Below are 13,808 nucleotides of genomic sequence, written 5' to 3'. Positions count from 1 at the left end.
ATAGCTAAAATAATGAATGAAGATTTAGTATATATTGATGAATCTGGAATTGATGATAATGAATTTTATAAATATGGTTGATCTGAAAAAGGTAAAAGATTATTTGATAATAAACCCGCATATAAAATAAAGAGAATGAGTATAATTGGTTCACTAAATAAAGGTAAATTAAAAGCCTTATGAGCATTTGAAGGACATTGCAATAGTAAAATTTTTGAATCATATGTTAAAAATAAACTAATTCCAGTATTAAAGCGTGGACAAATTATAGTTTTAGATAATGCAACGTTTCATAAATCTAAATTAACACAACAATTAATTGAAAATGCTGGATGCAAACTATTATTTCTTCCGCCATATTCTCCTAATTTAAATCCAATTGAACATTTTTGATTTGCTATAAAACATAATATAAGAAAAATATTACCAAATTATTGACCAAATATTAAAAAAGCGATTGATTTTGTTTTTCAAGATATGAGTAAACATTAATTTAGTTAGCTATATATTTTGATAACATAGTAAATATTTGTTTAAATATTTTAACTTGTGATAAATTAACATAATTTGGATAATCTAACTCTCATTGCCTAAATAAGTTGGTAATTACTTCATCGGGTTTTTGACCTTCAAATTTTTTTCTTAATTCTGCTATTTTATTTTTTGGTTTACCTTTATCATCATAATCTGCACCTTCGAAATTTCTATTATAGTTATATGTATAACTTAACATATCTAATAATAATTTTTGTAAACTATCAATTGTTGGTGCATCTTTTATTTCAATTTCTATACTTTTAAATCTATTATTAGTTGCAAGATAAACATATCATCTGGATGGGTTACACTTTATTGGACACTAATTACGTAGACAAGTGAACAAATTATTGTAGAAACTAAACCAATAATCAATCAATCTGGATAAGGTAATTTTAAATATACGTGACTGGCCATAGTTATAATTCCAAGTACACACAAAATACCAGCAACTCCATAACCAATAATTTTTAATACTATATTTTCTAATAATATGATATTTTTTTCTGAAAAATTTTGATTCATAATTGGTAATGTTTAGTAATCTGTGTAACTTACAAAAATAACTATGTTTAATTAATTCTAGTAAATATAATTAAATGACTAGAAAGAGTGAGTTACAGATGGCTAAAAAACAAAGTATTAATAATAATGATCCAATATCAAAAGCAGTAGATTTATTACTAGAAAATACTGAAGATTTAACAACAGTATTTAAAGAAGGAGGATTATATAAAGAATTAACAAAAAGATTAGTAGAAAAGATGTTAAATTCTGAAATGCAAAATTATTTAGGGTATGAAAAAAATCAACATAGTAATAGTGAAAATGCTCGTAATGGTATAAGTTCAAAAAAATTAATAACTCAACAAGGTAAAATTGAAATTAATGTACCAAGAGATCGTAATAGTGATTTTACTCCTGTAATAGTTGCAAAAAGACAGAGAAGATTTGATGGCTTTGATCAACAAGTTCTTTCACTATATGCCAAAGGAATGACTTTATCAGATATTAGAATGCAGTTGCAAGAGTTATATCATGGTGCAGATATTAGTGAAAGTGTTATTAGTCAAATTACTGATGATGTGATAGATGATGTCAAGGCGTGGCAAAATCGACCATTAGAAAGTATTTATTCTATTGTTTATTTTGATTGTATAGTAGTTAAAGTACGGCAAGATAAACGCATTATTAACAAATCAGTTTATATAGCATTAGGAGTGGATTTAGAAGGCAAAAAAGATGTTTTAGGTTTATGAATTAGTGAAAATGAAGGTTCTAAATTTTGACTAGCTAATTTTACAGAAATGAAAAATCGAGGCTTAAATGATATTTTGATTGCTTGTAGTGATAATTTAACAGGCATGTCAGAAGCAATACAAGCAGTTTATCCTAAAACTGAACATCAATTATGCATAGTTCATCAAATTAGAAATAGTTTAAAATATGTTTCATACAAACATCGAAAAACCTTAGTTGCAGATTTAAAACCAATTTATAGTGCATGTAGTGAAGAACAAGCAATGCAAGCTTTAGAATCATTTGAAAGTAAATGAAATAAACAATATCCGCAAATTACTAAATCTTGATATAAAAATTGAGATAATTTAATGGTTTTTATTAGTTATCCACCAGAAATTAAAAGAGTGATTTATACTACAAATGCTATTGAATCTGTTAATAGTCAATTACGAAAAGTTATCAGAAATAAAAAAGTTTTTCCTAATGATATGGCAGTTTTCAAAATATTTTACTTAGCAATTGAAAATATAACAAAAAAATGAACAATGCCCATTCAAAATTGAAATACAGCAATTGCTCATTTTATGATAAAATTTGAAGATAGAATTAATCTGAACTAGTAACTTTGTAAAACAAAGATACACAGATTACATAAAAGCCTCGTACATTCATATTACTATTTTTTAAAAAATATTTCAACTAAAATACTTAATTTTAAAAATTACTAAAATAAATTTAATATTTATACACAATAAAAATACTTAACTTATTAAGTATATGTAAAGTACTTATTTTTTATTAAAATATTTTTAATTAGAAATTTTTATATAAAATTATGTTTCTAAATTTATCTTATTACATTTAAAAATAACCATTTTAATATAAATTGAAATATTATATGTTCTATTACCAAGCATTTCTTTTAAAACATGTCAAATATTAGTTTCTGTAAAACAACCAATATTTCACTTTGCACCTTGATTTTCAATACCTTCTTTATTATTTTTAAAGTATTGTTTTTTTATTTTTTTATGATTATCTAATTGATTATATAAATAGTTAATTAATTGTTCATATTGACCATTATTAATTAAATATTTACAATGATTATATTCTTCTAAATATTTTTCTTTATTTCCAGCCATTATTCCAAGATATAATGTTCTAATTAAATGAAATTTATCTAAAACAAACTTTGCACCTAAATAATCAGCAACTTCTTTAATTCATCCTGCACTATCACCACAAATAATAATTTTTGCTTGTTCAATATTTTCATAAAATTTTTGACAATGTTTTTTAACAAATTCAGCAGTTTTTTTAACTCCAATTGGAGTTCTTGTTTTTCTTATAATTGCTTTTACTCTTTTATTTTGTACTTTGTGATTAATATTATCTGTATATGTTACTATTAATCGCATAGAATGTTTTGTACCTTTACGTTTAAAATTTCAAAATTTTCGATGACCATCATCAATTGCTACAAAAATAGGTTGATTTTTTTCTAATTTTACTTTTACTGGATTTGCTTCAACTATTTCAAAATTTTTAAAAACTCTATGAACACTACTAACACTAATACCTGCTTTTTTACAAATAGCACAAATATCACGATATCTTTTTCCATCTGCAAAATTTTCAATAATAGTATCTTCAATATCTTCACCAATTCTTTTATATTTAGGTAATTGTAGTATTTCATCAACTAAACAAACACGAATTCATTTTTGTAATTCTTCATTAAAATATTCATAAATTCTTCTTTTATAAGTTACCATTCCATATAATGTTTTTCTAGTTCGATATTGATAGTCAACAATTTTATATTTCTTTTTATCTCTTGTTTTAAATATTTTTCTATCTCATTTTTCTCATTTATTTTTAAAATTTTCGATAATTAATTTATCAATTTTAGGATATTGTTCTTTATAATTTCATTTATAATTAAAATCCATATTAAAATTCATTTTTTCTTCTAACTTTTTTTAAATTTTAAATTTATTGTAAATATATTTAAAAAAATAATTTACTTTAATATTATAAACATATATAAGTGTAATTTTAACTAAAATAAAAATTATTTAAAAAAATCCTTTCATATTTGCTATATAATAAACAAGTTACATATAATTAATAGTATAGGTCTCACAAAATAAACACCTTTAATTTAGGCCTTATTTTGCATTTATAAGCATACTTGTAAAAATAATCAAAAATAGTACAATTTATAAGTAAAATTAAAAAATAGAGGAGTAATTTAATGAATCCAGAATTTTTAAAATTAGTTAAAGTTGATTTTATGCATGGTGTAGAAGAGCCTTGATGCAATAACCAAGGAGTTGCGATATTACCTTATGTTATTAAAAACAATGAATATTATTATTTACTAGTTAAAGAAAATAATCCATTATTTAAAGATAAAGAAATTAGTGAATATGGTACTATCACTGGAGGTCTTGAAAATCTTGACCCTTATCAAACAGTAATTAATGAAATGTTAGAAGAAACTGGAATTGATGTTAAAAATGATAAATCAAAAATTTATTATTTAGGTAAACATTATGCAAATAAATCAAGTACAAAATTATGATATTTTTTTTCTATAGATTTAACAATGTTGAATTTGAATTTAACAAAAACATACAAAGGTAATGGTGATGGAACAGAAGCAGAAAAAGACATCATTGCAAAATTTATAAGTTATGAAAAAATTTGCCAATCTAATGATTCTTTATGTTTAGCAATTTTTGGTAACTGAACTTCTAGAAAAAAAATAATAAAAGAAAAAGCAAAACAACTATTTAATTTTAAAAATGACATATTATCTGATAAGTTTTTAACTGGAATTCATATTAATGAAATTGACGAAGAAAACCCAGAATTAATAAATGAATTTTTACTTATAGAAAATCGACAAGAATTTTTGAAACTTGAAGAAGATTTAGACAATAGTATATTTGATAAACTGCAAAGATTAAGGGATGAAATGTTAATTTCACATTCATCAAATTTACATGAAGATTTGAAATTACAAGCTCATAAATTTTACCATAAAAATAAAAATATTTTTCAAGAATCTGAAGAAATAAATAAATTAGGTGATGAATATTGTTCAGTTCCAGAAATTTATGAAATAAATTCAACTGCACCTCATTTATAAAAAAGGAGTAATTTAATATGAAAACATGAATAAAAACAAATTTAAGTAAAATAACATTAGCATTAGCACTAACTGGTGCTACAACTGGAACAATAGGATTAATCATGGGGGGGGGAATGCTTACCCATAATGTTAGTGGAGTTAAATATTTTTTAACTCCACATAAACAAGTTGAATGAGGTGTTCAAACTATTTGGACAACTAATCCTAATGATACTTTAAAAAAAAGATTATAAATTTGAGTTATATTTTGCAGATGAACCATTAAGAAGAAAATTTGATATATCTTTTCAAAATTGATATTATAGTACAGATATAGTATGAAATGGTAAATATCCTAATGGATATTTTAATAAATAATTTATATCTCTAAGTTAATATAAGAAATATTTTCATTATATTTATCAAATAAATTAATATTTTGTAAGTTTATTTCTTGTTTATCAGTAATTAAAATTAAATCATAATTACCAGCACCAAAAATGCCACTGATTTCAATCCGATTTAAATTATTAATCGGATTTTCAATTTGTAATTCAAATTCATTAAAATTATCAATTTGAGAAATTTCTTTATAAAATTCTAATTTAGAAAATAATTGAGATTTATTTGAACCATATAAATTTAAAGCATTTTCATTTTTCATTTTTCCAATAATTGCTCTTGTAAAATATTTACCATATTCACCATTTGCTAATGTCCAGTCTGCTGGAATTAATGAAGGTATATTATTACTTTCTAGTTCATTAGTTATAGATAGTCAGTTAAATTGATTATCATCTAGTTTGCATAATTCATTTTGACTAATATCATTGTTTTTTTAATTTAATATTATTTATATCTGGATGGGTTACACTTTATTGGACACTAATTACGTAGACAAGTGAACAAATTAGTTGAAAGAAAGGAACTATAATTATGGCCAATATTAATTCATATACCGATGAATTTAAAAAACAAATAGTAGCTTTATATCAAAGCGGCAAATCAGTATCTTACCTTGCTAAAGAATATAATGTTACAAGAGCAGCTACTTATAATTGAATTAAGCAATTTACTAATTCAGGTAGTTTTAAAGCTAAAGATAATCGTTCTGTTGAAGAAAATGAATTAATTAAATTAAGAAAAGAATTAAAACAATTACGAATGGAAAATGATATTTTAAAGCAAGCAGCACTAATAATAGGCAGAAAATAGAAATTATTACAAACAATAAGTTTAAATATAAAATTCGCACAATGTGTCATTTTTTAAAAATTTCTAAATCAACATATTATTTTAATTTAAAGAAAAAAGAAAATAAAATTCAAAATAATATTTATGATGAAGCTATTATTAGTGCTTTTAAAGAAAATAAATGTGTTTATGGAACAAGAAGATTAAAAGTAATATTAGAAAACCAAGAAATTTATTTATCAAGACGAAAAATTAAAGAAATTATGAATAAGCATAATTTAATATCAAAATACACTAAATTATCATTCAAAAATCATAATAACAAAGTAAATGATGAAAAAATCACTAATCTTGTGAATAGAAACTTTAATAATAGGCTTAAAAATGAAGTTATTGTCAGTGATTTAACTTATGTTCAAGTTAATGGTAAATGAAACTATATTTGCTTATTAATTGACCTATTTAACCGCGAAATTATTGGACATAGTGTAGGTACTAGAAAAGATGCCTTATTAGTACATCAAGCATTTATGCAATCAAATCGCTGTTTAAAAGATATTCAAATATTTCATAGTGATTGTGGTAATGAATTTAATAATAAAATTATTGATAAACTTTTACTAGCATTCAATATTACTCGCTCTTTAAGCAAAAAAGGTTGTCCTTATGACAATGCTGTTGCTGAAGCAACTTTTAAAACTTTCAAAACTGAATTTATTAATGATAAAAATTTTAGATCATTAATCCAATTAAAATTAGAATTATTTGATTACATCAATTGATACAACAACATAAGAATCCACAGCACTTTAAACTACTTAACTCCAGTTAATTATCAAAAACAAATGTCTACCAAAAAATAGTCCTAAAAAGTGTTGCCATTCCATATATGTAAAATCAAAATATACAGATTTTAATATTACTTTTATATCTTTATACTGTCAAATATCATTTTCGCTAGGTTGTATTGGACCTGATTGTAATTCAAAATAATATGGCAATAAAATTTTATTATCATCATTTAATCCTTTATTTATTGATAATGATGAATAAATATAGCTAACTAAAGTAATATTTACTCATAAATAATGTAAAATAATAATATGTAATTTAAACAGTTTTTGAATTTAAAAGTACAATTCAGCAATAATTAAAATAGATTAGGAAGATTAAATTATGCCAAAACCATACAGTTAAGACTTACGAAGAAAAGTAATATAAGCTTATGAAAGTAAAAATATGAAAATTAAAGAAATTTGTAAAGTGTTCAATATCACTAGAAAGACTTTATTTTTATGAAGAAAAAGAAAAAAAGAAACTGGGCATATAAAACCAATTTTGAATTATCAAAAAGGACATAGCCACAAAATAAAGGATTTAGATGAATTAAAAAATTATTTAGCAGAAAATAAAGATGTTACAGTTCAAAAAGTAATTGATAAATTTGGAAATATGACTAAAGAAACAGTTTATAACTATTTTAAAAAACTAAATTATACATATAAAAAAAACTTTTCTATATGAACAAAGAGATAAAAATAAACAAGAAGATTTTTTAAAAGAAATAGCTAAAATAATGAATGAAGATTTAGTATATATTGATGAATCTGGAATTGATGATAATGAATTTTATAAATATGGTTGATCTGAAAAAGGTAAAAGATTATTTGATAATAAACCCGCATATAAAATAAAGAGAATGAGTATAATTGGTTCACTAAATAAAGGTAAATTAAAAGCCTTATGAGCATTTGAAGGACATTGCAATAGTAAAATTTTTGAATCATATGTTAAAAATAAACTAATTCCAGTATTAAAGCGTGGACAAATTATAGTTTTAGATAATGCAACGTTTCATAAATCTAAATTAACACAACAATTAATTGAAAATGCTGGATGCAAACTATTATTTCTTCCGCCATATTCTCCTAATTTAAATCCAATTGAACATTTTTGATTTGCTATAAAACATAATATAAGAAAAATATTACCAAATTATTGACCAAATATTAAAAAAGCTATTGATTTTGTTTTTCAAGATATGAGTAAACATTAATTTAGTTAGCTATATATTTTGATAACATAGTAAATATTTGTTTAAATATTTTAACTTGTGATAAATTAACATAATTTGGATAATCTAACTCTCATTGCCTAAATAAGTTGGTAATTACTTCATCGGGTTTTTGACCTTCAAATTTTTTTCTTAATTCTGCTATTTTATTTTTTGGTTTACCTTTATCATCATAATCTGCACCTTCGAAATTTCTATTATAGTTATATGTATAACTTAACATATCTAATAATAATTTTTGTAAACTATCAATTGTTGGTGCATCTTTTATTTCAATTTCTATACTTTTAAATCTATTATTAGTTGCAAGATAAACATATCATCTGGATGGGTTACACTTTATTGGACACTAATTACGTAGACAAGTGAACAAATTATTGTAGAAACTAAACCAATAATCAATCAATCTGGATAAGGTAATTTTAAATATACGTGACTGGCCATAGTTATAATTCCAAGTACACACAAAATACCAGCAACTCCATAACCAATAATTTTTAATACTATATTTTCTAATAATATGATATTTTTTTCTGAAAAATTTTGATTCATAATTGGTAATGTTTAGTAATCTGTGTAACTTACAAAAATAACTATGTTTAATTAATTCTAGTAAATATAATTAAATGACTAGAAAGAGTGAGTTACAGATGGCTAAAAAACAAAGTATTAATAATAATGATCCAATATCAAAAGCAGTAGATTTATTACTAGAAAATACTGAAGATTTAACAACAGTATTTAAAGAAGGAGGATTATATAAAGAATTAACAAAAAGATTAGTAGAAAAGATGTTAAATTCTGAAATGCAAAATTATTTAGGGTATGAAAAAAATCAACATAGTAATAGTGAAAATGCTCGTAATGGTATAAGTTCAAAAAAATTAATAACTCAACAAGGTAAAATTGAAATTAATGTACCAAGAGATCGTAATAGTGATTTTACTCCTGTAATAGTTGCAAAAAGACAGAGAAGATTTGATGGCTTTGATCAACAAGTTCTTTCACTATATGCCAAAGGAATGACTTTATCAGATATTAGAATGCAGTTGCAAGAGTTATATCATGGTGCAGATATTAGTGAAAGTGTTATTAGTCAAATTACTGATGATGTGATAGATGATGTCAAGGCGTGGCAAAATCGACCATTAGAAAGTATTTATTCTATTGTTTATTTTGATTGTATAGTAGTTAAAGTACGGCAAGATAAACGCATTATTAACAAATCAGTTTATATAGCATTAGGAGTGGATTTAGAAGGCAAAAAAGATGTTTTAGGTTTATGAATTAGTGAAAATGAAGGTTCTAAATTTTGACTAGCTAATTTTACAGAAATGAAAAATCGAGGCTTAAATGATATTTTGATTGCTTGTAGTGATAATTTAACAGGCATGTCAGAAGCAATACAAGCAGTTTATCCTAAAACTGAACATCAATTATGCATAGTTCATCAAATTAGAAATAGTTTAAAATATGTTTCATACAAACATCGAAAAACCTTAGTTGCAGATTTAAAACCAATTTATAGTGCATGTAGTGAAGAACAAGCAATGCAAGCTTTAGAATCATTTGAAAGTAAATGAAATAAACAATATCCGCAAATTACTAAATCTTGATATAAAAATTGAGATAATTTAATGGTTTTTATTAGTTATCCACCAGAAATTAAAAGAGTGATTTATACTACAAATGCTATTGAATCTGTTAATAGTCAATTACGAAAAGTTATCAGAAATAAAAAAGTTTTTCCTAATGATATGGCAGTTTTCAAAATATTTTACTTAGCAATTGAAAATATAACAAAAAAATGAACAATGCCCATTCAAAATTGAAATACAGCAATTGCTCATTTTATGATAAAATTTGAAGATAGAATTAATCTGAACTAGTAACTTTGTAAAACAAAGATACACAGATTACATAAAAGCCTCTCATAATTACCATCCCTTATTTCGCTCATATTTGCTGTTTTTAGCGATGTTTAAGAATATGAATGGTTTTTGTATTCATATTCTTAAATTCAACGCTTTATATTTGTTTAAACACTATATTATTATACATTGTTCCATATTGTTTACAAATTCTGCTTTTCTTTAAAAGTTTTCAAAACAAAATCTTTTTCAATTTTCAAAATTTCTTCTAATGAAAAATATTTACTAAATTTTTCTCCTAAATTTTTAATATAAAACTGTCATTTTTCATTATCATTTTTTAATCAAATGGTTTCACTAATAATTTTTTGTAAATTTCATACTTGAAACACCAACATCGAAGTTTTAAAAATAAAATAAGCATTACAATAGCTACTTAAATTATACTTCTTTAATCAATTTTGATAACTTGATAAAAGCTCTTGCTCATTATTTGTTAATTGCATAATTTTCTCCTCCTAATCTTTTCAAGATATTTCGTTAGATTTATCAGTATTATTTTTTTGTTCACTTAAAATTTGTAAAATCATATCTAATTTTTGATTTATGCTATTATCAAAATTAATCATATTTTTTAAATTTAATTTGCCATAAGTAGCTAAACTTAAAGCGTCATTTGATTTGTTTAATTGCTTTTCATTAACAAATCTTGCACTAATTTCTTTTTCACCAACTGTATTATCACTTTTTCCTTTATAGGTTGCAGTTAAATCTAAATCTAATTTAGACAAATCAATTCCATAAAAATATCATAATTTCGTACTTGACTTATTTGCATAATGTTTTCCTAAATAATGAATTTTAGTTTTTTCATTTCTAACATCAATACCAGTTTCTTCTAACATTTCTTGAATTACAGTTTGATAATGACTATGCTTTTCTAAACCACCAGTGATAGTACTGTACTGACTAATCTGTTTATTTTTAAACAACGGGTTGTATTCTTTAGTTAATAAATAATGATATTCATTATCTTTTAAAACATAGGGTAATATAGCAACACCTTGGTTATTGCATCAAGGTTCTTCTACTCCATGCATAAATTCAACTTCTATAATTTTTAAATATTCTTTATTCATAAAAAAAATCTTCCTTTCAAAGTATTTTTAAAAATAAAAATTGTAACATCATAGGTTACAACTCAAATTATTTTTAATTTTCCTTACTTACAAAAAAAGAAGAATAAAATAAAAAAACTAGATAGGTCTATAATAATTTCGCGAGTGTACCTATTTTAGTATTCAATTTTTATAATTTAACTTTATCATATTTAATTTTTGATTGCAAATCAAATCTTTAATTAAATATGTAGATTAGACACACTTTTTGGACTAATAAAAGTTTTTATAACTTTATATTATTAGTTGAGGTGTAGTTTAAAATGAAATATTTAATTAATAGTGCTGATTTTACTAAATTTGATTATAAATTTAACAAATTTGTAGAAAAGTATAAAAATGATAAAAATATTAATAAAGTTAATATTTATTATCGTAAATTTAGAAAATTTTGTTTTATTTTTAAAAATAAAAATACTTGTAAAGAAATAATTTCTCAATTATAGCTAACTAAAGTAATATTTACTCATAAATAATGTAAAATAATAATATGTAATTTAAACAGTTTTTGAATTTAAAAGTACAATTCAGCAATAATTAAAATAGATTAGGAAGATTAAATTATGCCAAAACCATACAGTGAAGACTTACGAAGAAAAGTAATAGAAGCTTATGAAAGTAAAAATATGAAAATTAAAGAAATTTGTAAAGTGTTCAATATCACTAGAAAGACTTTATTTTTATGAAGAAAAAGAAAAAAAGAAACTGGGCATATAAAACCAATTTTGAATTATCAAAAAGGACATAGCCACAAAATAAAGGATTTAGATGAATTAAAAAATTATTTAGCAGAAAATAAAGATGTTACAGTTCAAAAAGTAATTGATAAATTTGGAAATATGACTAAAGAAACAGTTTATAACTATTTTAAAAAACTAAATTATACATATAAAAAAAACTTTTCTATATGAACAAAGAGATAAAAATAAACAAGAAGATTTTTTAAAAGAAATAGCTAAAATAATGAATGAAGATTTAGTATATATTGATGAATCTGGAATTGATGATAATGAATTTTATAAATATGGTTGATCTGAAAAAGGTAAAAGATTATTTGATAATAAACCCGCATATAAAATAAAGAGAATGAGTATAATTGGTTCACTAAATAAAGGTAAATTAAAAGCCTTATGAGCATTTGAAGGACATTGCAATAGTAAAATTTTTGAATCATATGTTAAAAATAAACTAATTCCAGTATTAAAGCGTGGACAAATTATAGTTTTAGATAATGCAACGTTTCATAAATCTAAATTAACACAACAATTAATTGAAAATGCTGGATGCAAACTATTATTTCTTCCGCCATATTCTCCTAATTTAAATCCAATTGAACATTTTTGATTTGCTATAAAACATAATATAAGAAAAATATTACCAAATTATTGACCAAATATTAAAAAAGCGATTGATTTTGTTTTTGAAGATATGAGTAAACATTACTTTAGTTAGCTATATATAGCTAACTAAAGTAATATTTACTCATAAATAATGTAAAATAATAATATGTAATTTAAACAGTTTTTGAATTTAAAAGTACAATTCAGCAATAATTAAAATAGATTAGGAAGATTAAATTATGCCAAAACCATACAGTGAAGACTTACGAAGAAAAGTAATAGAAGCTTATGAAAGTAAAAATATGAAAATTAAAGAAATTTGTAAAGTGTTCAATATCACTAGAAAGACTTTATTTTTATGAAGAAAAAGAAAAAAAGAAACTGGGCATATAAAACCAATTTTGAATTATCAAAAAGGACATAGCCACAAAATAAAGGATTTAGATGAATTAAAAAATTATTTAGCAGAAAATAAAGATGTTACAGTTCAAAAAGTAATTGATAAATTTGGAAATATGACTAAAGAAACAGTTTATAACTATTTTAAAAAACTAAATTATACATATAAAAAAAACTTTTCTATATGAACAAAGAGATAAAAATAAACAAGAAGATTTTTTAAAAGAAATAGCTAAAATAATGAATGAAGATTTAGTATATATTGATGAATCTGGAATTGATGATAATGAATTTTATAAATATGGTTGATCTGAAAAAGGTAAAAGATTATTTGATAATAAACCCGCATATAAAATAAAGAGAATGAGTATAATTGGTTCACTAAATAAAGGTAAATTAAAAGCCTTATGAGCATTTGAAGGACATTGCAATAGTAAAATTTTTGAATCATATGTTAAAAATAAACTAATTCCAGTATTAAAGCGTGGACAAATTATAGTTTTAGATAATGCAACGTTTCATAAATCTAAATTAACACAACAATTAATTGAAAATGCTGGATGCAAACTATTATTTCTTCCGCCATATTCTCCTAATTTAAATCCAATTGAACATTTTTGATTTGCTATAAAACATAATATAAGAAAAATATTACCAAATTATTGACCAAATATTAAAAAAGCGATTGATTTTGTTTTTGAAGATATGAGTAAACATTACTTTAGTTAGCCATATATAGCTAACTAAAGTAATGTTTACTCATAAATAATGTAAAATAATAATATGTAATTTAAACAGTTTTTGAATTTAAAAGTACAATTCAGCAATAAT

At 22.9% G+C, this 13,808-nt stretch carries 21 protein-coding genes; 13 read left to right on the top strand and 8 right to left on the bottom strand.

Going from position 1 to position 13,808, the window contains the following annotated elements; all coding sequences use genetic code 4:
- The first annotated feature begins 12 nt into the window (after positions 1 to 12).
- Entirely contained in the window at positions 13 to 492 is a 480-nt protein-coding gene (locus ACQH26_RS10445; RefSeq protein WP_425382307.1) for an IS630 family transposase, read from the top strand.
- Position 493: 1 nt separating this feature from the next.
- On the opposite strand, the gene ACQH26_RS10440 is transcribed toward ACQH26_RS10445, so the two are convergent.
- Both ACQH26_RS10440 and ACQH26_RS10435 read right to left on the bottom strand, forming a co-directional pair.
- Entirely contained in the window at positions 494 to 733 is a 240-nt protein-coding gene (locus ACQH26_RS10440) for a hypothetical protein (RefSeq protein WP_425382455.1), read from the bottom strand.
- A 116-nt stretch (positions 734 to 849) separates the two neighbouring features.
- Positions 850 to 1,062 carry a hypothetical protein gene (locus ACQH26_RS10435; protein WP_425382454.1) on the bottom strand — a complete coding sequence of 71 codons (213 nt, stop codon included), beginning with the start codon at positions 1,060 to 1,062 and terminating at the stop codon, positions 850 to 852.
- A 98-nt stretch (positions 1,063 to 1,160) separates the two neighbouring features.
- Here ACQH26_RS10435 and ACQH26_RS10430 point away from each other — a divergent pair, with 98 nt between their 5' ends.
- On the top strand, positions 1,161 to 2,399 hold the full coding sequence (locus ACQH26_RS10430) for an IS256 family transposase (protein ID WP_425383069.1): 1,239 nt from the start codon (positions 1,161 to 1,163) through the stop codon (positions 2,397 to 2,399).
- Between the two features lie 213 nt (positions 2,400 to 2,612).
- On the opposite strand, the gene ACQH26_RS10425 is transcribed toward ACQH26_RS10430, so the two are convergent.
- A complete protein-coding gene (locus ACQH26_RS10425) occupies positions 2,613 to 3,746 on the bottom strand; it encodes an Mbov_0401 family ICE element transposase-like protein (protein ID WP_425382460.1) in 1,134 nt (377 codons plus the stop codon).
- Between the two features lie 293 nt (positions 3,747 to 4,039).
- On the opposite strand from ACQH26_RS10425, the gene ACQH26_RS10420 reads away from it, so the two are divergent.
- Both ACQH26_RS10420 and ACQH26_RS10415 read left to right on the top strand, forming a co-directional pair.
- Positions 4,040 to 4,939, top strand: a complete 900-nt coding sequence (locus ACQH26_RS10420; protein ID WP_425382459.1) for a hypothetical protein — start codon at positions 4,040 to 4,042, stop codon at positions 4,937 to 4,939.
- A 17-nt stretch (positions 4,940 to 4,956) separates the two neighbouring features.
- Complete coding sequence (locus tag ACQH26_RS10415) at positions 4,957 to 5,175, top strand: hypothetical protein (RefSeq protein ID WP_425382458.1); 219 nt, start codon at positions 4,957 to 4,959, stop codon at positions 5,173 to 5,175.
- Positions 5,176 to 5,300: 125 nt separating this feature from the next.
- Here ACQH26_RS10415 and ACQH26_RS10410 read toward each other — a convergent pair whose 3' ends face one another.
- Positions 5,301 to 5,585, bottom strand: coding sequence for a hypothetical protein (locus ACQH26_RS10410; protein WP_425382457.1), 285 nt, complete (start codon positions 5,583 to 5,585; stop codon positions 5,301 to 5,303).
- A gap of 272 nt (positions 5,586 to 5,857) precedes the next feature.
- On the opposite strand from ACQH26_RS10410, the gene ACQH26_RS10405 reads away from it, so the two are divergent.
- The 3 genes from ACQH26_RS10405 (at position 5,858) to ACQH26_RS10395 (ending at position 8,171) form a co-directional block, all read left to right on the top strand.
- Positions 5,858 to 6,978 (top strand): IS3 family transposase gene (locus tag ACQH26_RS10405; RefSeq protein ID WP_425381867.1). Its coding sequence is split into 2 segments (ribosomal slippage): positions 5,858 to 6,128 and positions 6,128 to 6,978, totalling 1,122 coding nucleotides; the frame shifts between segments, so codons are not numbered across the junction.
- Positions 6,979 to 7,354: 376 nt separating this feature from the next.
- Positions 7,355 to 7,651, top strand: coding sequence for an IS630 transposase-related protein (locus tag ACQH26_RS10400; protein WP_425382456.1), 297 nt, complete (start codon positions 7,355 to 7,357; stop codon positions 7,649 to 7,651).
- A 40-nt stretch (positions 7,652 to 7,691) separates the two neighbouring features.
- A complete protein-coding gene (locus ACQH26_RS10395; RefSeq protein WP_425382307.1) occupies positions 7,692 to 8,171 on the top strand; it encodes an IS630 family transposase in 480 nt (159 codons plus the stop codon).
- A 1-nt stretch (position 8,172) separates the two neighbouring features.
- Here ACQH26_RS10395 and ACQH26_RS10390 read toward each other — a convergent pair whose 3' ends face one another.
- Entirely contained in the window at positions 8,173 to 8,412 is a 240-nt protein-coding gene (locus ACQH26_RS10390; RefSeq protein ID WP_425382455.1) for a hypothetical protein, read from the bottom strand.
- 116 nt (positions 8,413 to 8,528) lie between these two features.
- The gene (locus ACQH26_RS10385; RefSeq protein WP_425382454.1) at positions 8,529 to 8,741 is read right to left on the bottom strand and encodes a hypothetical protein; all 213 of its coding nucleotides are present in this window, start codon (positions 8,739 to 8,741) and stop codon (positions 8,529 to 8,531) included.
- Between the two features lie 98 nt (positions 8,742 to 8,839).
- On the opposite strand from ACQH26_RS10385, the gene ACQH26_RS10380 reads away from it, so the two are divergent.
- Positions 8,840 to 10,078 carry an IS256 family transposase gene (locus ACQH26_RS10380; RefSeq protein ID WP_425383069.1) on the top strand — a complete coding sequence of 413 codons (1,239 nt, stop codon included), beginning with the start codon at positions 8,840 to 8,842 and terminating at the stop codon, positions 10,076 to 10,078.
- Between the two features lie 185 nt (positions 10,079 to 10,263).
- Here the strand turns inward: ACQH26_RS10380 and ACQH26_RS10375 are convergent, their stop codons facing one another.
- Together ACQH26_RS10375 and ACQH26_RS10370 are read right to left on the bottom strand one after the other, a co-directional pair.
- Positions 10,264 to 10,566 carry a hypothetical protein gene (locus tag ACQH26_RS10375; protein WP_425382255.1) on the bottom strand — a complete coding sequence of 101 codons (303 nt, stop codon included), beginning with the start codon at positions 10,564 to 10,566 and terminating at the stop codon, positions 10,264 to 10,266.
- A 12-nt stretch (positions 10,567 to 10,578) separates the two neighbouring features.
- A complete protein-coding gene (locus ACQH26_RS10370; protein WP_425382256.1) occupies positions 10,579 to 11,199 on the bottom strand; it encodes an NUDIX domain-containing protein in 621 nt (206 codons plus the stop codon).
- Between the two features lie 302 nt (positions 11,200 to 11,501).
- Here ACQH26_RS10370 and ACQH26_RS10365 point away from each other — a divergent pair, with 302 nt between their 5' ends.
- The 5 genes from ACQH26_RS10365 (at position 11,502) to ACQH26_RS10345 (ending at position 13,706) form a co-directional block, all read left to right on the top strand.
- Entirely contained in the window at positions 11,502 to 11,684 is a 183-nt protein-coding gene (locus ACQH26_RS10365) for a hypothetical protein (RefSeq protein WP_425382258.1), read from the top strand.
- 117 nt (positions 11,685 to 11,801) lie between these two features.
- Positions 11,802 to 12,161, top strand: coding sequence for a helix-turn-helix domain-containing protein (locus ACQH26_RS10360; protein ID WP_425381863.1), 360 nt, complete (start codon positions 11,802 to 11,804; stop codon positions 12,159 to 12,161).
- Positions 12,162 to 12,201: 40 nt separating this feature from the next.
- Positions 12,202 to 12,690: an IS630 family transposase gene (locus tag ACQH26_RS10355; protein ID WP_425382141.1), complete on the top strand. Its 489-nt coding sequence runs from the start codon at positions 12,202 to 12,204 to the stop codon at positions 12,688 to 12,690.
- 127 nt (positions 12,691 to 12,817) lie between these two features.
- Positions 12,818 to 13,177, top strand: a complete 360-nt coding sequence (locus ACQH26_RS10350; RefSeq protein ID WP_425381863.1) for a helix-turn-helix domain-containing protein — start codon at positions 12,818 to 12,820, stop codon at positions 13,175 to 13,177.
- 40 nt (positions 13,178 to 13,217) lie between these two features.
- Positions 13,218 to 13,706: an IS630 family transposase gene (locus tag ACQH26_RS10345; protein WP_425382141.1), complete on the top strand. Its 489-nt coding sequence runs from the start codon at positions 13,218 to 13,220 to the stop codon at positions 13,704 to 13,706.
- Positions 13,707 to 13,808: the final 102 nt, after the last annotated feature.

The sequence above is a fragment of the Spiroplasma endosymbiont of Melieria omissa genome (assembly GCF_964031175.1).
Classification (GTDB): Bacteria; Bacillota_I; Bacilli_A; order Mycoplasmatales; family VBWQ01; genus Spiroplasma_E; species Spiroplasma_E ixodetis_A.
Note: the sequence above shows the minus strand (reverse complement) of the source record. Positions and strands in the feature narration are given on the sequence as shown.